This is a genomic window from Micromonospora sp. NPDC005299, assembly GCF_042872345.1.
Lineage (GTDB): Bacteria > Actinomycetota > Actinomycetes > Mycobacteriales > Micromonosporaceae > Micromonospora.
Map to the genome: position 1 here is coordinate 168,865 of NZ_JBIAKG010000008.1, position 17,189 is coordinate 186,053.

General features: G+C 74.2%; 18 protein-coding genes. 10 read left to right on the forward strand and 8 right to left on the reverse strand.

Going from position 1 to position 17,189, the window contains the following annotated elements; all coding sequences use genetic code 11:
* Positions 1-2: 2 nt before the first annotated feature.
* Both ACFYPD_RS22980 and ACFYPD_RS22985 read right to left on the reverse strand, forming a co-directional pair.
* The gene (locus ACFYPD_RS22980; protein ID WP_387116932.1) at positions 3-530 is read right to left on the reverse strand and encodes an SRPBCC family protein; all 528 of its coding nucleotides are present in this window, start codon (positions 528-530) and stop codon (positions 3-5) included.
* Positions 531-532: 2 nt separating this feature from the next.
* On the reverse strand, positions 533-841 hold the full coding sequence (locus tag ACFYPD_RS22985) for an ArsR/SmtB family transcription factor (RefSeq protein WP_387116935.1): 309 nt from the start codon (positions 839-841) through the stop codon (positions 533-535).
* A gap of 87 nt (positions 842-928) precedes the next feature.
* On the opposite strand from ACFYPD_RS22985, the gene ACFYPD_RS22990 reads away from it, so the two are divergent.
* Positions 929-1,858 (forward strand): LLM class F420-dependent oxidoreductase, encoded by a 930-nt coding sequence (locus ACFYPD_RS22990; RefSeq protein ID WP_387116938.1) that lies wholly within the window; start codon positions 929-931, stop codon positions 1,856-1,858.
* A 22-nt stretch (positions 1,859-1,880) separates the two neighbouring features.
* Here ACFYPD_RS22990 and ACFYPD_RS22995 read toward each other — a convergent pair whose 3' ends face one another.
* Entirely contained in the window at positions 1,881-2,249 is a 369-nt protein-coding gene (locus ACFYPD_RS22995; protein WP_387116940.1) for a hypothetical protein, read from the reverse strand.
* Between the two features lie 96 nt (positions 2,250-2,345).
* Between ACFYPD_RS22995 and ACFYPD_RS23000 the strand changes: the two genes are divergently transcribed.
* The 4 genes from ACFYPD_RS23000 (at position 2,346) to ACFYPD_RS23015 (ending at position 6,573) form a co-directional block, all read left to right on the forward strand.
* A complete protein-coding gene (locus tag ACFYPD_RS23000) occupies positions 2,346-3,068 on the forward strand; it encodes a hypothetical protein (RefSeq protein WP_387116943.1) in 723 nt (240 codons plus the stop codon).
* Positions 3,065-4,291 carry an FAD-binding protein gene (locus tag ACFYPD_RS23005; protein ID WP_387116946.1) on the forward strand — a complete coding sequence of 409 codons (1,227 nt, stop codon included), beginning with the start codon at positions 3,065-3,067 and terminating at the stop codon, positions 4,289-4,291. The genes ACFYPD_RS23000 and ACFYPD_RS23005 overlap by 4 nt, the downstream gene beginning before the upstream one ends.
* A 66-nt stretch (positions 4,292-4,357) precedes the next feature.
* A complete protein-coding gene (locus tag ACFYPD_RS23010) occupies positions 4,358-5,875 on the forward strand; it encodes a hypothetical protein (protein WP_387116949.1) in 1,518 nt (505 codons plus the stop codon).
* The gene (locus ACFYPD_RS23015; RefSeq protein ID WP_387116952.1) at positions 5,872-6,573 is read left to right on the forward strand and encodes an NUDIX hydrolase; all 702 of its coding nucleotides are present in this window, start codon (positions 5,872-5,874) and stop codon (positions 6,571-6,573) included. The genes ACFYPD_RS23010 and ACFYPD_RS23015 overlap by 4 nt, the downstream gene beginning before the upstream one ends.
* On the opposite strand, the gene ACFYPD_RS23020 is transcribed toward ACFYPD_RS23015, so the two are convergent.
* From ACFYPD_RS23020 to ACFYPD_RS23030, 3 genes are all read right to left on the reverse strand, one after another.
* The gene (locus tag ACFYPD_RS23020; protein ID WP_387116954.1) at positions 6,570-7,712 is read right to left on the reverse strand and encodes a site-2 protease family protein; all 1,143 of its coding nucleotides are present in this window, start codon (positions 7,710-7,712) and stop codon (positions 6,570-6,572) included. The genes ACFYPD_RS23015 and ACFYPD_RS23020 overlap by 4 nt on opposite strands.
* 68 nt (positions 7,713-7,780) lie before the next feature.
* Positions 7,781-8,632 (reverse strand): alpha/beta hydrolase, encoded by an 852-nt coding sequence (locus tag ACFYPD_RS23025; protein WP_387116957.1) that lies wholly within the window; start codon positions 8,630-8,632, stop codon positions 7,781-7,783.
* Positions 8,633-8,673: 41 nt separating this feature from the next.
* A complete protein-coding gene (locus ACFYPD_RS23030) occupies positions 8,674-9,414 on the reverse strand; it encodes a TetR/AcrR family transcriptional regulator C-terminal domain-containing protein (RefSeq protein WP_387116960.1) in 741 nt (246 codons plus the stop codon).
* A gap of 108 nt (positions 9,415-9,522) precedes the next feature.
* Between ACFYPD_RS23030 and ACFYPD_RS23035 the strand changes: the two genes are divergently transcribed.
* The 5 genes from ACFYPD_RS23035 to ACFYPD_RS23055 all read left to right on the forward strand — a co-directional run bounded on the left by ACFYPD_RS23035 (position 9,523) and on the right by ACFYPD_RS23055 (position 14,569).
* A complete protein-coding gene (locus ACFYPD_RS23035; RefSeq protein ID WP_387116963.1) occupies positions 9,523-10,962 on the forward strand; it encodes an MFS transporter in 1,440 nt (479 codons plus the stop codon).
* A gap of 83 nt (positions 10,963-11,045) precedes the next feature.
* Positions 11,046-11,936, forward strand: coding sequence for an ABC transporter ATP-binding protein (locus ACFYPD_RS23040; protein WP_387116966.1), 891 nt, complete (start codon positions 11,046-11,048; stop codon positions 11,934-11,936).
* 30 nt (positions 11,937-11,966) lie between these two features.
* Positions 11,967-12,773 carry an ABC transporter permease gene (locus ACFYPD_RS23045; RefSeq protein WP_387116970.1) on the forward strand — a complete coding sequence of 269 codons (807 nt, stop codon included), beginning with the start codon at positions 11,967-11,969 and terminating at the stop codon, positions 12,771-12,773.
* 30 nt (positions 12,774-12,803) lie between these two features.
* Positions 12,804-13,949 carry a sensor histidine kinase gene (locus tag ACFYPD_RS23050; protein WP_387116974.1) on the forward strand — a complete coding sequence of 382 codons (1,146 nt, stop codon included), beginning with the start codon at positions 12,804-12,806 and terminating at the stop codon, positions 13,947-13,949.
* Entirely contained in the window at positions 13,946-14,569 is a 624-nt protein-coding gene (locus ACFYPD_RS23055) for a response regulator (RefSeq protein ID WP_387116977.1), read from the forward strand. Before ACFYPD_RS23050 ends, ACFYPD_RS23055 begins: the two co-directional genes overlap by 4 nt.
* 6 nt (positions 14,570-14,575) lie before the next feature.
* Here ACFYPD_RS23055 and ACFYPD_RS23060 read toward each other — a convergent pair whose 3' ends face one another.
* Entirely contained in the window at positions 14,576-15,490 is a 915-nt protein-coding gene (locus tag ACFYPD_RS23060; RefSeq protein ID WP_387116980.1) for a L,D-transpeptidase family protein, read from the reverse strand.
* Between the two features lie 95 nt (positions 15,491-15,585).
* Positions 15,586-17,031: an alpha-amylase family protein gene (locus ACFYPD_RS23065; RefSeq protein ID WP_387116983.1), complete on the reverse strand. Its 1,446-nt coding sequence runs from the start codon at positions 17,029-17,031 to the stop codon at positions 15,586-15,588.
* Positions 17,032-17,189 lie beyond the last annotated feature (158 nt).

A 17,189-nucleotide genomic window follows, 5' to 3' on the forward strand; every position in this document is an offset into this window, starting at 1 on the left:
CGTCAGTCCTTCAGGCGCTCGTCGTACGCGGCGCGCAGCTCGTCCCAGCCGAACTCCTTGGCCTCGGCGCCCCGGATCGGGCCCACCGGGTCGCCGTCGAGCAGGTGGCCGGCGACGTCGAGGCAGAGGTGCCAGCCGGCGGCCATGCTGGCGCCCAGCGCGCGGTCGTCGAAGCGGTGCCGCAGGGTCAGCCGGGTGCCGCCCTCCGTGCCGGCCAGCTCCCAGCGGAGCAGCCCGTCGCCCCAGGTGTATTCCAGCAGGGTGGGGGGCTCGGCGCGCCGTACGGTTTCCGGGGCCGGCCAGCGCCGGTCGCCGTCGACGGTGCTCAGCGTGACCGCCCCGGGGGTGGCCAGGCCGCGGTCGGCGAGGAAGGGCGCCCACTGGGCGAGGCGGTCCGGCTCGGTGAGCGCCGCCCACACCCTGGCCGGCGGGTGCCGCAGGTCACGGACGAGGACCAGGTCCCACCGGTCGCCGGCCGGCGCCCAGCTGACGTCGGCGAGCGGGCCGGGCCGGAAGCTGTCGCGGTCCATGATCACTCCTCACTGTCGAGATGGCGTTCCAGGGCGTCGAGGTGGTCCGTCCACATCCGCCGGTACGGCCCGAGCCAGTCGTCCACGGCGCGCAGCGGGCGGACGTCGATCCGGTAGATCCGCTGCTGGGCGGCCGTGCGGCAGCTGACCAGGCCGGCTTCCCGCAGCACCTTGAGGTGCTTGGAGACAGCGGGTTGACTCATGCCGAGCGCGTCCACGAGGTCGCCGACGCTGCTCTCCGCCCGGCGCAGCCGGTCGAGGATGCGGCGTCGGGTGGGCTCGGCCAGCACGGCGAAGGCATCCCCGGACACGCCTACAATATGCCTCGACACTCATATGCCTGTCAAGGAATACGAGGCACGCAAGCGGCGGGCCCGCCCGCTTTCTATGCTCGGGGCATGGAACTGCGGATCTTCACCGAACCCCAGCAGGGCGCCAGCTACGACCAGCTGCTCGCCGTGGCGCGCCGCGCGGAGGAGACGGGCTTCGGCGCCTTCTTCCGCTCCGACCACTACCTGAAGATGGGCTCGGTGAGCGGCGACCCGGGTCCGACCGACGCCTGGACCACCCTCGCCGGCCTGGCCCGGGACACCACGCGGATCCGGCTCGGCACCCTGATGACCGCGGCCACCTTCCGGCTCCCCGGGCCGCTCGCCATCACCGTCGCACAGATCGACCAGATGAGCGGCGGCCGGGTCGAGCTGGGCATCGGCGCGGGCTGGTTCGCCGAGGAGCACACCGCGTACGGCATTCCGTTCCCGCCGCTGGGCGAGCGGTTCGACCGGCTGGAGGAGCAGCTCGCGGTCATCACCGGGCTCTGGGAGACGCCGGCCGGCTCGACCTTCGACTTCCCCGGCAAGTACTACCCGGTCAGCGATTCCCCGGCGCTGCCCAAGCCGGTCCAGCAGCCGCGCCCGCCGATCCTGCTCGGCGGCACGGGACCGAAGCGGAAGCCCCGCCTCGCCGCCCGGTACGCCGACGAGTTCAACCTGCCGTTCGCCTCGGTCGAGGACTCGGCGGCGCAGTTCCAGCGGGTCCGGGACGCCTGCGCCGAGGCAGGGCGGGACGCGTCCAGCATGACCTGGTCCAACGCCCTGGTGCTCTGCTGCGGGCGGGACGACGCCGAGGTGGCCCGGCGCGCCGCGGCCATCGGCCGGGAGCCCGCGGAACTGCGGGAGAACGGCGCCGCCGGCACGCCCGCCGAGGTCGTCGACAAGCTTGGCCGGTACGCGGAGGTCGGCAGCGAGCGGGTCTACCTCCAGGTGCTCGACCTGGCCGACCTGGACCACCTGGAGCTGGTCGCCGCCGAGGTGATGCGGCAGGTGTGATCCGGACCCGGGCCGGTCCCGCTCAGTGGGCTGGACCGCGGCGCACCGTGTCGAGCCGGCCGTCCCGGTCACTGTCCAGGTACGTCACGTCCGGGACGCCGTCGCCGTCCAGGTCGACCTGCACCATGTCGGCCACCCCGTCGCCGTCGAGGTCGGTCACCACCTCGACCGACCCGTCCAGGTGACGGGTGACGATCGACCGTCCCCCGGCGCCCCGGGGCGGCGGCCCCGGCCGGGGGATCGGGTCGGGCTCGGGCTCCGGGGTCGGCGCCGGCACGGGTGCCGTGGCGTACGCCGCCCCGGCGGGCTCGGGACCCACGCCGGTCGGGTCGATCTCCTCCTCCGACGGGTGCACGTCGCCACGGAGGGTCGGGTCGCGGTAGCTGCTCATGCCCACAGGGTTCCCTACCCGTTGGCGGGGCAACCACGCCTTGCGCGATTGGCGGATGATGCACCCGGACGCCGGTGACCGGAACGGGGGAACGAGATGGAGCTGCACCGCAACCGAGGCGCCCTGCCGCTGGCCCTCGTCTGCGTGGCGGGCGGGGTGATGGTGCTGGCCGTCGCCGGTGACGGGCCGGTGCTGCGGATGCTGGTCGCCCTGGGCGTCGTGGTGGTCGGCGTCGCGGTGCTGGTGGGCGCGCTGCGGCCGTTCCGTTGCGTGCTCGGGCCGGAGGGGCTGGAGGTGCGCCGGCCGGGCCTGCGCGGGACGTACCGCTGGGAGCAGTTCGCGGCGCTCGCCCTCGACGACGCGGGCCGGCTGGTCGGCGTGCCCGGGGCGGGGTTGCCGCCGGGCCTGCGGGTCACCGCCCGGCATCCGCGCGACGGCCGTCCCGCCGTCGAGCTGCTCTATCTCGGCCAGGTGCGGGAGAGCCCCGACGAGGTGACGGCGGCGCTCGTCCGCTTCGCGGGCGACCGGTTCAGCGACGCCCGCACCCGGCCGGCCGGCGCGGACCTCGACTTCGCCATCGGGCTGCGAGGCTACGACGTCCGCGAGGTCGACCGGCTGGTGGAACGGGCCCGGGAGGCGCTCGCCCGGGGCGGGCCGGCGGAGCGGCGGGCCGCCCGGGCGGAGATCGAGCAGGCCCGGGCCGCCGGGCTGCCGGTGGCACTGCGCGGCTATTCCACCACGCAGGTGGAGGCGGCGCTGGACCGGCTCTGCGCCGCCCTCGCCGAGGATGCCAGCACCGATCGGGAGGCCACCGCGTGACCGGCACCAACTGGGCGGGCAATGTCACCTGGTCCGCCCGGGCCCGCCACGAGCCTGCCACCCTGGACGAGCTGCGCCGGCTGGTGGCCGGCGCGGACCGGGTCCGGGCGGTGGGCACCGGACACTCGTTCAACCGGCTCGGCGACACCACCGGCGAGCAGGTCTCGGTGGCCGGGCTGCCGCCCACCGTCGCGCTCGACCGCGACCGGGGCACCGTCACCGTCGCCGCCGGGCTGCGCTACGGCGACCTGGCCACCGCGCTGCACGCCGAGGGGTACGCGCTGGCGAACCTCGCGTCGCTGCCGCACATCTCCGTGGCCGGGGCGGTCGCCACCGCCACCCACGGCTCCGGACCGGCCAACGGCAACCTGGCCACCGCCGTGGCCGCGCTGGAACTGGTCACCGCCGACGGCGACCTGCTCACGGTGGACCGCGCCGACCCACGGTTCGCCGGGATGGTGGTCCACCTCGGCGCGCTGGGCGTGGTCACCCGGCTCACCCTCGACGTGGTGCCCGCTTTCGAGGTGCGGCAGTACGTCCGGCTCGGCCTGCCCCGCGCGGCACTGGACACCGCCCTCGACGCGGCCTACAGCGTGAGCGTCTTCACCGGCTGGCGGTCGTCCCGGTTCGACGAGGTGTGGCTCAAGCAGCGAGCCGACCAGCCGCCGCCCCGGGCGGACTGGCTGGACACCCGCGCGGCCGACACGCCCCACCACCCGGTGCCCGGAATGCCGGCGCAGAACTGCACGGCCCAGTTCGGCGTGCCCGGGCCGTGGCACGAGCGGCTGCCGCACTTCCGGCTCGGCTTCACCCCGAGCAGCGGCGACGAACTCCAGTCCGAGTGGCACCTGGCCCGCTCGGACGCCGCCGCGGCGCTGGCCGCGCTCGACCCGGCCGCCGAGCAGATCGCCGCCGTGCTCCAGGTCTGCGAGCTGCGTACGGTGGCCGCAGACCGGTTGTGGCTCAGCCCGAACTACGAGCGGGACACCCTGGCCGTCCACTTCACCTGGGTCGGCGACCCGGCGGCGGTGGCGCCGGTGCTGGCCGAGGTGGAGGAACGGCTGGCACCGTTCGCCCCGCGCCCGCACTGGGGCAAGCTCTTCGCCCGCGACCCGGCCGCCGCCCATCCGCGCCACGACGACTTCCGCGTTCTGCTGCGCGAGTTCGACCCGGCCGGCAAGTTCCGCACCGCGTTGCTGGACCGTTACTTCCCGCGATACTGACCTACCGGCGGGTCACCCGTAGCGTATGGGCCGACCATCCATGGTGGACGTCGGTGAGGGAGAACGATGGTGCAGGAGCCCTCCGGGCCGGGCGGGCTGGTCCGCGTCGACAACCGGGCGCTGTCCCGGATCAGCGTCGTCGCCCAGTGTCTGGACAACCAGTGGGTCACCCGCGACCTGCTGGAGCACATGGTGAGCCGGCGGCTCTCCTACGCCGAGGTGGAGCGCCGGCGCCGGCAGGACGCGCGGGCCGAGTACCTCCGGTCGATTCTCAACGCCCAGCAGGTCATCGTCAACCGGGCGTACTTCTTCAACAACCCGGTCGTCTACCAGGACTTCGCGGCGCACGGCCCGCAACGCGACGCCGTCCGGGCCCTGCTCGACGAGAGCGTGCTGGTGCCCTTCCTGCTCCGCGAGGGCTCGCCCGCGGACGAGCCGCGGTTCACCGTCGACCGGGTCGGCTGGGACGCCTGGCGGAGCCTGCTCGGCGACCTCGACAGCATCCGGTGCCTCCGGCTGAGCTGGGACGACGCCGAGAACGAGGAGTGCACCCAGCGGCTGATGTTCGAGGAGTTCCACCGCTTCCTGCTGCAGGTGCGCGGCTTCAACCTCGACGCCCTGCGCCGCGACCTCGGCCTCGACGGGGAGAGCATCCCGGCCCTGCGGGAGCGGCTGCGGGAGGTGACCCTGTGGGCCGCGGACACCGACCGGGCCGACCGGGAGGGGTTCTACCGGGAGTTCCTGGTCGAGCCGGGCAGCGACCCCGCGCAGGGCCGCTTCCGGTCGGCGCCGCTGGTGGCGGAGCTCAAGCAGCTCATCGACCTGCGGTACAACACCACCGTCCCCGACGCCGTCGAGCGTTTCGCGCTGATCCCCACCGACTCGCTGCGGCGCACCGCCCTGCAGGAGCGGCCGCCGGTGCGGGCCGCCCGCGCCACCGAGGAGGGCGCCCCGCGGGCCGACCTGGTGCAGCTCGTCGAGCTGCTCCGGACGCTGCGACCCCAGGCCTTCGACCTGGCCCTGTCCCCGCTGCGGATCGACCTGACCGGGCTGGAACTGGCGCACGTGCGGCAGGCGCGGGACACCGACGAGTGGCGCGGCTACCTGGCCGCGCTGGAGTCGCTGCTCGACGACCCGACCGACTTCGTGGCCCGCGGCCAGCTGGTGTACGACCGCTACCTCGCCCTCGCCGGCCGGCTCGCGGAGATCGTCGGCGAGCGGCGACGCAGCCGGATGCGGATCTGGCAGCCGGTCGTCCGGATCACCATCGAGGTCCTCGGCGCCTCCGCCTCGCTCATCTACGACGGCGACCCCCGGCTGGAGGTGATCGGCGACGTGGCCACCGAGGTCGCCTCCCGCGGCACCGACGCGGTGCTCCGCTTCGCCGTCGTCGGCCGCGACCAGCGCCGTGCCGAGAACGAGCTGGCCACCGGCATCGACGTGATGCGGGTGCGGCTGGAGCGGGCCCGCGAGGACTGGCGGGAACTCGTCGCCCGGCTGCGGGAGGGCGGCTTCCCGGTGGTGGACGGCAACGTCGAGCGCGACTCCGAACCGAACATCGACCGACCCCGGGAGGGCGCATGAGTGAGGCTCCGGACGACCTCCGCTACCGGGAGCTGCGCGACCGGTTGCCGGAACTGTTCGTCAACCCGCCGGGCGCCGCGGTGGAGATCCTGGTCGACCCCGCCGAGGTGGCCGCCGCGGAACGGGCCAAGGTCGAAGCGCTGCGCGCGCGGGGCCTGCCCGAGGAGTGGGGCCGGAGCGGGGTCGCGTACCAGGACGAGTGGCTCACGCTGCTGCGGGACCCGGTCCGGTTTCCCGGGGGCGGGCTCGGCACCTACATCCGCGCCGTCTCGATGGGCGGCACGTACGGGGTCGTGCTCCTGCCGGTGCTCGACGGCGCGGTGGTGCTGATCGAGCACTTCCGGCACGCCACCCGGCGGTGGCACCTGGAGGCGCCGCGCGGGTTCGGCGAGCCCGGCGTGCCGGCCGAGGAGCAGGCGGCCCGGGAACTGCGCGAGGAGATCGGCGCCGAGGTCGTCCGACTGGTCGACCTGGGTGTGCTGCACCCGGACACCGGCACCTCCACCGACGAGGTCCGGCTCTTCCTGGCGGAGGTGGCGGCGGTCGGGGAGCCCGACGCGAGCGAGGGCATCCGGGCCGTCCGGCGCTGCCCGCCGGCCGAGGTCGGCGGGCTCATCCGGGACGGGGTGCTCACCGACTCGTTCACCATCGCGGCCTGGACCCGGGCGCACCTGCGCGGCCTGCTGGGCGAGGGCTAGGAGCGGTTGGCCGTCATCTGCTCGCGCATGCTGCCGCGCTGCACGGCGCGGCTGATGTCGCTGGGTGAGACGATCCCGACCAGCCGCTGGTCGGCCACCACGAGCGCCCGGCCGTCGGCGCACTGGCTGAGCCGGGGGAGCAGGTCGGTGAGCTGCTCGTCCGGGTTGGCGAGCACGAGCTCGTCGGCCTGGCAGGAGACCTCGGCCAGGGTGGTCGCGGCGCGCCGGTCGGCGGGGATGCCGCGAACCCGGTCGAGGGTGACCAGCCCGATCGGCCGGCCCTGGTCGGTCAGCGGCAGCGCCGAGTGCCGGTACGCGAAAAGGTAGTGGTCGACGAAGTCGGCGACGGTCATCTCCCCGGAGGCGGTCTGCGGCTGCGGGGTCATCACCTCGGCGACCCGGATGCCGCGCAGCGCGCTGCCCATCCGGGCCTGGCGCTCCTCCGCGCCGGCGGCGCCGATCAGGAACCAGCCGATGAGTGCCAGCCACAGCCCGCCGACCCCGCTGCCGGCCAGGAACTGCCAGAGCCCCAGCCCGATCAGCAGCGCGCCGAGAACCCAGCCGGCCCGGGCCGCCACCACGGACGCCCTCGTCCGGTCGCCGGTGGCCTTCCACACCGCCGCCCGCAGCAGCCGGCCGCCGTCCAGCGGCGCGGCCGGCAGGACGTTGAAGATCGCCAGCAGCACGTTGATGCCGGCCAGCCAGGACAGCGAGCCGAGCAGCAGGCCGTGCGCGCCGGTCAGGGCGAGCAGCACCGCTATCGCGCCGAAGAAGAGCCCGATGATCAAACTGACCAGCGGTCCCACCCCGGCGATGCGCAGCTCGGCGCCCGGGTCGCGGGCCTCGCCCTTCAGCTCGGACACACCGCCGAAGAGCCAGAGCGTGATCCCCTCGACCTCGATGCCGTTGCGCTTGGCGACCACCGCGTGGGCCACCTCGTGGGCGAGCAGGCCGAGGAAGAAGACCACCGCGGCGGCCAGCCCGGCGGCCACGTACGCCACGCCCGAGTGGCCCGGGTACGCGCGGGGAAATTGGCTGGCGGACAGCGCCCACGCGATCAGCAGGAAGATGACCAGGACGCTCCAGTTGACCCCGACGGGTACCCCCGCGATCCGGCCAAGCCGGAAGCTCGCCCTCATGCCCCCGTCATACCCCTGGGTGGCGGCTCCACACCCGGGCGGACTCGCCCTTGCCGCTGGCCGCCGGCTCAGCGGCGGCCGGGTGCCGTGCTGACCACCGTCGGCGAGTACTCGTTGGCCGCCTCCACGGCCCACTCCAGCGCGAAGTCGGCCTCCTCCTCCCAGCCCGGCTCCCCGCCGACGAAGTGCGACCGGCCGGGGAACTCCCGGTAGCTGGTGATCGCCGTCGAGCCCCGGTAGAGGTTGGCCACGGCGGAGGCCAGGGACGGCGGCACCACATGGTCCTCGCCGCCGGCCGTCACCAGCAGCGGCGCCCGGTCGGACCGCTTGGTGTCCGCCGCCGTCGCCGAGGTCGGGTCCAGGTTGGCGAACGCCCCCTCGAAGAAGACGTGGCCCGCGGCGGGCACCGCGTACCGCTCCCAGGCGGCGTCGGAGTCCTCCGGGCTGATCGTGTTGCCGAAGGTGTACCGGAAGTCCTCGGGGGTGAACGGCACCGCGCGGTGCCGGTTCGCCGGGTTGCGCAGGATGGAGAACCCGGAGCGCAGGGTGCTGAGCGGCAGCTTCAGCACGCCCTTCACCGGCGCGGGGTGCAGGCCGACGACGGCGGCGCCGAGGCCCTGGCCCATGAGCAGTTGGGCGATGAGGCCGCCGAACGAGTGCCCCATGATGATCGGCGGCCGGGGCAGGCCCCGGATGATCGCCGTGTAGTGATCGACGATGGCGGCGACCCGCTGCGCGGCGATCGGCGTCGGGTCCTCCCGGAGCCGCTCGACGTCCTGGTCCATGCCGGGCCACGCGGGGGTGAGCACCCGGAAGCCGCGCGCCGCGTAGCGGTCGACCCAGTGCTCCCAGCTGCGTGAGGTCATCCAGAGCCCGTGGACCAGCACGACGGTGTCGACCCGTGCCGTCGGTGCGCTCATGCCTGACCTCCCGGTGCCGCGACGACTGACGTCGGCGCTGGTTACCCGGCCCGGTCGCCCTCACTCCCGCCGGGGACGTGGGTGGCGAGGCCCTGGATCAGCAGGTCGAGGCCGAAGTCGAAGCGGGTGTCGCCGTCGCCGGCGAGCAGCACGTCCACGTGCTCCCGCACGTGCGGGTACCGCCCCGCCGGCAGGTTCCGGTAGTACGTGCTGAGCTGCTCGCGCATCCGGGCCCACCACGTCGGCTGGTCCTGACCGGCGGCCCGGACCTTCTCGGCGTACAGGGCGCCCTCGTAGGCGTCGCCGGCGATGTAGAGGAAGAGTCGGTCGAGGAACCACGCCGCCTGCTGGGCCGGCACGCCGCCGCTGCGGAGAACGGCGAGCAGCCCGTCGGTGACCCGCAGGGCGTTCGGACCGGTGGGGATGGTGGCCAGGGAGGCCAGCGCCAGGTCGGTGTGCGCGGCGTAGACCCGGTACGCCTGCCGGGCCACCTCGCGGACCTGCTCCGTCCAGCGGCCCGGGTCGGGCTCGGGCACGGTGATGTCCGTGCTGACCCGGTCGACGAGCAGTTCGAGCAGCTCCTCGCGCCCGGAGACGTGGGCGTAGAGGGAGGCTGGTCCGGTGCTCAGCTCCTGGGCCACCCGCCGCATGCTGAGCCCGCCCAGCCCTTCCCGGCTGAGCACGGCGAGGGCGGCGTCGACCACCGCCTGCTGGCTGAGCGGCTGTCGGGGCGCCCGGCTGCGGGGCCGGGTACGCCACGGCGGGGCGGGCTGTTCGCTCACGGACGACCTCCGGCTCAGGGACTCGAACATAGTACTTGCCGCGAACGCAGTTCGTTGATAGAACAGTGTTCGTTAACGAACAGTGTTCGCTCGGAATCGGGGGACTTCATGACCACCCAACTGATCGCGGCGCCACCGGCCAGCGGCCACCGCTGGCGCTGGATCGCCCTCGCGGTGATCCTCGCCGCCGAGGTGATGGACCTTCTCGACGTGCTGGTCACCAACCTCGCCGGTCCGGCGATCCGGGCCGACCTCGGCGGCTCGCCCACCGTCATCCAATGGATCGGCGCCGGCTACACCCTCGCCATGGCCGTCGGCCTGGTCACCGGTGGCCGCCTCGGCGACCTGTACGGCCGGCGGCGGATGTTCCTCGTCGGCGTGCTCGGCTTCACCGCCGCCTCGGCGGCCTGCGCCCTCGCCGGCGGTCCCGGCACGCTGATCGCCGCCCGGGTGGCGCAGGGCCTGCTCGGCGCGCTGCTCCTCCCGCAGGGGCTCGGCCTCATCAAGGAGATGTTCCCGCCGGAGCAGCTTGCCGCCGCCTTCGGCGCGTTCGGCCCGGTGATGGGGATCTCCGCCGTCGGCGGGCCGATCCTGGCCGGCTGGCTGGTCGACGCCGACCTCGGCGGCACCGGCTGGCGGGCCATCTTCCTGATCAACGTCCCGCTCGGCCTGCTCGCCGCCCTCGGCGCGGCCCGCTTCCTGCCGGCCTCCCGCCCCGGCCACGCCACCCGGCTCGACCTGCCCGGCGTCGCGCTCCTCTCGGTCGCGGTGTTCCTGCTGGTCCACCCGCTGGTGCAGGGCCGCGAGCTCGGCTGGCCGGCGTGGAGCTTCGCGATGCTGGCCGGCGCGGTCGTCGTGCTGGCGGTCTTCGCCCGCTACGAGCAGCGCCGGCAGCGGACCGGGCGGGACCCGCTGGTGGTGCCCGCCCTGTTCCGCCGCCGCGCCTTCACCGGCGGGCTCGTCGCGGGGCTGGCCTTCTTCACCGCGCTGGCCGGCTTCTCGCTGGTGTTCAGCCTCTACCTCCAGCTCGGGCTCGGCTGGTCCCCGCTGCGTGCCGGCCTGGCCGGCGTGCCCCAGGCGCTCGGCATGGTGGCCGCCTTCGTCCTCGCCGGCGCCGGCCTGGCCCAGCGGCTCGGCCGGCGGCTCATCCACCTTGGACTCGCGGTGGTGCTGGCCGGCGTCGCCGGGATGCTGCTCACCCTCACCGTGGCCGGCGCGGACGTCACCCCGTGGCGGATGACGCCCGCGCTGCTGGCGGTCGGCTTCGGCATGGGCCTGGTGATGGCGCCCTTCTTCGACATCGTGCTCTCCGGCGTCGAGGAGGCGGAGACCGGCTCGGCCTCCGGCACGCTCACCGCCGTGCAGCAGCTCGGCGGCGCGCTCGGCGTGGCGCTGCTCGGCACCGTCTTCTTCGACGGGCTGACCGAGTCGGTGTCGCACGCCGTGCGGGTCACCCTCCTGGCCGAGCTGGGCCTGCTGCTGGTCACCGTGGCCGGCGCGTTCCTGCTGCCCCGCAGGGCCCGGGCGGGGGCCGGCGGCGGCCACTGACGGCCGGCCTCCTGACAAATGTCACGGTCGGAAGGTGACGCCCGCTCCGGGGACCGGCCCGCCGGTCCCCGGAGCATTTTGTCATGACCGACACCCCACCGGCCGTCGAGCTGGCCGGACTCACCAAGACCTTCGGCCCGGTGACCGCCGTCGACGGGCTCAGCCTCCGGATCGAACCGGGCGAGGTGGTGGCCTTCCTCGGCCCCAACGGCGCCGGCAAGACCACCACCGTGGACATGCTGCTCGGGCTGGCCCGCCCGGACGCCGGCACCGTCCGGCTCTTCGGCGGCACGCCCGGCGACGCCGTCCGGCTCGGCCGGGTCGCCGCCGTGATGCAGACCGGCGGCCTGCTCAAGGACCTCACCGTCGCCGAGACGGTACGGATGACCGGGCACTTCTACGGCCAGTGCCGGCCGGCCTCCGAGGTGCTGGAGCGGGCCGGCATCGCCGACATCGCCGACCGCCCGGTGGGCAAGTGCTCCGGCGGCCAGCAGCAGCGGCTGCGCTTCGCCCTGGCGCTGCTGCCCGACCCCGACCTGATGGTGCTGGACGAGCCGACCACCGGGATGGACGTCGAGGGTCGGCGGGACTTCTGGCAGGCCATCCGGAGCGACGCCCGCTCGGGCCGGACCGTCCTGTTCGCCACCCACTACCTCGACGAGGCCGACGCGTACGCGGACCGGATCGTGCTGGTCCGCCAGGGCCGGGTGGTCGCCGACGGCACCACCGCCGAGATCAAGAACCTGGCCGCCGGCCGGGTGGTGCGCGCCACCCTCCCAGGCGCCGACCAGACCGCGCTCGCGGCGCTGCCCGGCGTGCGGTCGGTCGAGGTGCGCGGCGACGCCGTGCTGGTCCACACCGAGGACTCCGACGTCGTCGCCCGGCACCTGCTGACCCGGACCGACGCCCGGGACCTGGAGATCACCTCACGCAACCTCGAGGACGCCTTCCTCGCCCTGACCGCCGCCGCCTGACCGCGACCACGCCCAATCCCGGAGCCTGAGATGACCGTCACCGCCTCATCCGCCACCACCTCGTCTGACCGGGCCGCGAACCGCCGGCCCCCCGCCCTGGGCGGCTTCTCCGCCGCCGTACTCGGCATCGAGATCCGCCGGGTGCTGCGCAACCGCCGCACGCTGGTGTTCATCCTGATCATGCCGGCGGTGTTCTTCCTGCTGTTCGGCCTGCCGCAGCGCGGGCAGAACCTGGACAACGGCCTGCCGGTGACCGGCTGGATCATGATCAGCCTGGCCGTCTACGCGGCCATGGTCGCCACCACCAGCGCCGGCGCGGCGGTCGCCACCGAGCGGGCGCTGGGCTGGAGCCGGCAGCTACGGCTCACCCCGCTGCGCCCGGCCGCGTACGTGGCCACGAAGGTGGCCACCGCCATGGTGCTCGGCCTGCTCGGCGTGCTGGTCGAGTTCACCGTGGGCGCCGCCTCCGGGGTCCGGATGCCGGCGCACGTCTGGGTGGAGTCCGGCCTGACCGCCTGGATCGGTTCCCTGGTCTTCGCCGCCCTGGGCCTCTTCGTCGGCTACCTGGCCCCGGCCGAGAACGTCATGCAGTTCATGGGCCCGGCGCTGGCCATCCTGGCCATGCTCGGCGGGCTGTTCGTCCCGCTCGACATCCTGCCCCACGCGATGCAGCAGATCGCCAAGTTCACTCCGGTGTACGGCGTCGGCCAGCTCGCCCGGGCGCCCATGACCGGGGACGGGCTGGACTGGGCGGCGGTCGGCAACGTGGCCGCCTGGACCGCCTTCTTCGGCCTCGGCGCGGCCCGGCTGTTCCGCCGCGACACCACCCGCGTCTGACCCGCGCCAACGGGGGCTAGCGTGTTCACGATGCACCTTCCGTGGGACCGGAGCTACCTGGCGACCCGCCACTGGCGGTTCACCGGCTGGCTGCTGGCCGCGGTCTGGCTCTTCTTCCTCAACATTCCGCTGCTCGCGGCCCTGCATCAGCCGGAGGTCTGGCGGCGGGTGGTGGGCGCGGGGACGCTGATCGCCTTCGGTGTCTGCTACGTGCTCGTCTTCCAGTGGGCCCGGGCCCACCGGCTGGAGCACCGGGCCATCCCGCTCGTCCCGGCCTGGGCGGCCCTGGCACTGCTGGTCGGGCTCGGCCTCGCCGGCATACCGGGCACCGGTGGCGACTGGCTGACCACGCTGGTCTTCGTCGCCGCGGCGGCGGTGTTCCTGCTGCCGGGCTGGCAGGCGCTGGTGGTGGTGGCGCTGGCCGCGCTGACCCCACCGGTGACGGCCGCGCTGGTCCCCGGCTGGGAGGCGGAGGGCACCGTGATCTTCGCCGTCCTGCTCGCCTCGTTCGCCATGTTCGGGGTGACCCGGCTGACCCAGCGCAACGCCGAACTCCAGGGCGCCCAGCAGGAGATCCGCCGGCTGGCGGTGGCCGAGGAGCGCGTCCGGACCGCGCGCGACCTGCACGACATCCTCGGGCACTCGCTGACGGTGGTGGCGGTCAAGGCGGAGCTGGCCGGGCGGCTGCTGGAGCTGGATCCGGCCCGGGCGGCCACCGAGGTCGCCGACATCGAGCGGCTCGCCCGGCAGGCCCTCGCCGACGTGCGGGGCACCGTCGGGGCGTACCGCGGGGTGAGCCTGGCGACGGAGCTGGCCGGCGCCCGATCGGCGCTGGCTGCCGCGGGCATCGTCGCGGACCTGCCGGAGTCGGTGCCGTCGCTGCCGGCCGAGCGGGACGAGTTGTTCGGCTGGACGGTCCGCGAGGGGGTGACCAACGTGGTCCGGCACAGCGGCGCCCGGGGCTGCGAGATCCGGGTCGGCCCGGCGGCCGTGGAGATCCGCGACGACGGCCGGGGGACGGCCGGCGAGCCGGAGGCGGCCGGCCACGGTCTGGTGGGACTCCGCGAGCGGGCCCGGCGGCTGGACGCCACGGTCACCGTCGGCCGGCCCCGCGGCGGGCGTGGCTTCCTGCTCCGGGTGAGCCTGGCCGACTCCGAACGGGGGACCACCGGATGACCGCGCCGATCAGGCTGCTGCTCGCCGACGACCAGGCGCTGGTCCGGGGCGCGCTCGCGGCGCTGCTGTCGCTGGAGCCGGACCTGACCGTGGTGGCCGAGGTGGGGCGGGGCGACGAGGTGGTGCCGGAGGCGCTGCGCACCCGGCCCGACGTGGCCCTGCTCGACGTGGAGATGCCCGGCCTGGACGGGGTCGCGGCGGCCGCGGCGCTGCGGGCCGCGCTGCCCGGCTGCCGGGTCCTGGTGGTGACCACCTTCGGCCGGCCCGGCTACCTGCGCCGGGCGATGGAGGCGGGCGCGAACGGCTTCGTGGTCAAGGACACTCCGGCCCGGCAGCTCGCCGACGCGGTCCGCCGGGTGCACGCCGGGCTGCGGGTGGTCGACCCGACGCTCGCCGCGGAGACCCTGGCCACCGGGCCGAGCCCGCTCACCGACCGGGAGACCGAGGTGCTGCGCACCGCCCGGGGCGGCGGCACGGTGGCGGAGCTGGCGGCGACGCTGCACCTCTCCGAGGGGACGGTGCGCAACCACCTCTCCGCGGCGATCGGCAAGACCGGCGCCCGCAACCGGGCCGACGCCGTGCGGGTGGCCGAGGAGAACGGCTGGCTGCTCGGCGACTGACCCGGCTCAGGCGGTGGCCGGCGGGGCGGGGAGCTGGTCCACCACCACGACCGCGGTGCCGGGGCGCAGCGCGGCGAGGAGCTGCCGCTGGCCGCTGCGGGTGAGCCGGATGCAGCCGTTGGTGACGTTCTTGCCGAGCGTGGCGTCGGTGTACCAGCTGTGCAGTCCGATGTGGGCGCCGCGCAGCCCGGTCGGCACCGCGTCGGGGTCGTCGGGGATCGCGCCGAGGGCGAAGATGTCCACCCCGCCGTAGACGTCCTGCGGGGGCGGGGTGCGGCCCAGCACGAAGGTGCGGCCGAGCGGGGTCAACTGGCCGGACATGCCGAGGCTGACTTCCCAGGAGCGCACCGCGCGACCGTCCCGGTACCAGGTGAGCCGGTTCGGGCGGCGTTCCACCACGATCTGGTCGCGCAGCGCGACGGTGCTCCAGCCTCCGGCCGGCAGCCAGGCGACCCGCCGGGTGGCCGAGGGCAGCAGGACGGCGGTCCAGCCCACCCGCCGCTCGACGATCGGCACGGTCAGCTCGACGCCGCTGATGGTGGGGGCGAGGAAGGCCAGCGGCCGGCCGCCCGGCGCGTCGTACGCGGCCACGGTCCGGGTCGGCGTGAGCCCCTCGGTCAGCGGGCGGGTGTCGGCCGGACCGGGGTCGGCGGGGAATCCGCCGGGCGCCGGGTCGTAGGTGACCACCGGCAGGTCGTCCGGTGCGGGCGCGGCGGCCGGCACGGACTCCTCGGGGGACGGGCTCGGCTCGTCGGGGGCGGGCGGCACCGCCGCCGTGGGTGTGCCGGCGACCGGCGCCGGGGCCGGACCGGCGGTGAGGGCCCGCCCGACCAGCAGCGCGGCCGCCAGCAGCACCGGTACGCCGACCGCGGCGAGCAGCCAGCCGAACGTCCAGCGCGAGAACAATCGGTCAAACAGCACAATCAAGACTGTAATCGGGCAGGAGGTCCCCCGGGCCGCGAAACGGCGTGCGGGGGACCTCCGGGTTCCGGCGGGGTGCCGGACGGAAACCTCGGTCAGGACAGCTTCGCGCCGAGGTGGATGGCGACCGCGTCGTGCGCGTTGACGGTCCCGGCGAACCAGCCGTTGGCGTCCACGGTGATCACCGGACCGCTGCACGAGCCGTTGCTGAAGTCGCCGTGGATGACGTCGCAGTAGCGCCCGGCCGGCAGGCCGGTGTAGTAGGAGCGGCCGCTGATCGCGAAGTCCTCGTCGTTGATGGTGAGGTAGCCCCTGCCGGCCCGGCTGAACGCGATGTGCTGGTAGCCGTTGTCGTACCAGTTGGCGACGCCGGCACCCTGGGTGGCGTTGGCGAAGCCGACCATGTTGGCGATCACCCGCCAGCGGTGCTCGCACTCCCAGCCCGAGTAGCAGGTGGTGTTCGACGTCTTGTTGCCGGCGTCCGAGGGCGGGCCCTGGTCCTTGTTGCTGAACGTGTAGCTGGACATCACCGCCGGGGTGCCGTACGGCCAGGCGAGCATGAAGGCGTTCGCGAGGGCGTACTCGCCGCGGTCGCGGTAGGTCAGCACGCCGCCGTCGCGCTGGGTGTCGTGGTTGTCGGTGAAGACCACCGCGGAGCCGCCGGGCAGGTAGCCCCAGGACTCGCCGAAGTTCTTCAGGTACGCCAGCCGCTCGCTGTTGAACATCCGGGCCAGGTCCTTGCCGTACCGGAACTCGTGAACGTCGCCGTTGCCGGTGTACTCGGTCGGCTGGATCGGTTCGCCGGCGCCGTAGATGACCTCCTGCACCAGGTACGCCGAGCGGGACAGCTTCGCCCTGATCGCGGCGATGTCCGCGGCCGGCATGTGCTTGCTCGCGTCCAGCCGGAAGCCGTCAACCCCGAGCGAGAGCAGGTCGTTAAGGTACACGGCGAGCCGGCTGCGCACGTAGTCCGACTCGGTCTTCAGGTCGGCGAGGTTGACCAGTTCGCAGTTCTGCACCTCGTACCGGTCGCCGTAGTTGGCGATGTCGTTGTTGCCGTTGCGGCCGCAGTAGTGGAAGTCCTGCGCCGAGTAGGTGCCGGGGTAGTCGTAGTGGCCGTAGCCGCTGCCGGCCCAGCCGGTGCCGCCGTTGTCCTGACCGGACATGTGGTTGACCACGGCGTCGACGATCACCTTGACGCCGGCGTTGTGGCAGGTGTTAACCATCGCCTGGAACTGGGCGCGGGTGCCCTTGCGGGACTCGATCCGGTAGCTGACCGGCTGGTAGGCCACCCACCACTGGTTGCCCCGGACGTGCTCCTGCGGCGGGGAGACCTGGACGTAGCCGTAGCCCTTCGGGCCGAGGGTGCTGGTGCACTCGCTGGCCACCGAGGTCCAGTTCCACTCGAAGAGCTGGACGATGACCTTCTTGGTGCCCGGGGTGGCCGCGGCGGCCGGGGGAGCCGCCACGGTGGTCGGGACGAGCAGGCTGGCGGCCAGGCCCAGGGTGAGGGCAGCCGCGCGGCATCGACGTCGATGCATCGGGACTCCTGTGGGGGTGCGTGGCGCGGGGGAGGCTCCAGTGCCGACTTCTTGCAAGTTGGCCTGAAATTTTCGGCAAGGTTACAAGCGTGTTGCAAGAACTGTCAACGGATGGAAATGCGTCGTTGCGTCAGGCGCTACACGCGCCCCGGGCCGGG

What these genes read in the sequence shown, in the direction of transcription:
- ACFYPD_RS23010 (WP_387116949.1), top strand. Translation starts at nt 4,358, where the DNA reads ATGGTGCAGGAGCCCTCCGGGCCGGGCGGGCTGGTCCGCGTCGACAAC.
- ACFYPD_RS22995 (WP_387116940.1), bottom strand. Translation starts at nt 2,249, where the DNA reads ATGAGCAGCTACCGCGACCCGACCCTCCGTGGCGACGTGCACCCGTCG.
- ACFYPD_RS23000 (WP_387116943.1), top strand. Translation starts at nt 2,346, where the DNA reads ATGGAGCTGCACCGCAACCGAGGCGCCCTGCCGCTGGCCCTCGTCTGC.
- ACFYPD_RS23045 (WP_387116970.1), top strand. Translation starts at nt 11,967, where the DNA reads ATGACCGTCACCGCCTCATCCGCCACCACCTCGTCTGACCGGGCCGCG.
- ACFYPD_RS23055 (WP_387116977.1), top strand. Translation starts at nt 13,946, where the DNA reads ATGACCGCGCCGATCAGGCTGCTGCTCGCCGACGACCAGGCGCTGGTC.
- ACFYPD_RS23040 (WP_387116966.1), top strand. Translation starts at nt 11,046, where the DNA reads ATGACCGACACCCCACCGGCCGTCGAGCTGGCCGGACTCACCAAGACC.
- ACFYPD_RS23020 (WP_387116954.1), bottom strand. Translation starts at nt 7,712, where the DNA reads ATGAGGGCGAGCTTCCGGCTTGGCCGGATCGCGGGGGTACCCGTCGGG.
- ACFYPD_RS23035 (WP_387116963.1), top strand. Translation starts at nt 9,523, where the DNA reads ATGACCACCCAACTGATCGCGGCGCCACCGGCCAGCGGCCACCGCTGG.
- ACFYPD_RS23050 (WP_387116974.1), top strand. Translation starts at nt 12,804, where the DNA reads ATGCACCTTCCGTGGGACCGGAGCTACCTGGCGACCCGCCACTGGCGG.
- ACFYPD_RS23015 (WP_387116952.1), top strand. Translation starts at nt 5,872, where the DNA reads ATGAGTGAGGCTCCGGACGACCTCCGCTACCGGGAGCTGCGCGACCGG.
- ACFYPD_RS23025 (WP_387116957.1), bottom strand. Translation starts at nt 8,632, where the DNA reads ATGAGCGCACCGACGGCACGGGTCGACACCGTCGTGCTGGTCCACGGG.
- ACFYPD_RS22980 (WP_387116932.1), bottom strand. Translation starts at nt 530, where the DNA reads ATGGACCGCGACAGCTTCCGGCCCGGCCCGCTCGCCGACGTCAGCTGG.
- ACFYPD_RS23065 (WP_387116983.1), bottom strand. Translation starts at nt 17,031, where the DNA reads ATGCATCGACGTCGATGCCGCGCGGCTGCCCTCACCCTGGGCCTGGCC.
- ACFYPD_RS22990 (WP_387116938.1), top strand. Translation starts at nt 929, where the DNA reads ATGGAACTGCGGATCTTCACCGAACCCCAGCAGGGCGCCAGCTACGAC.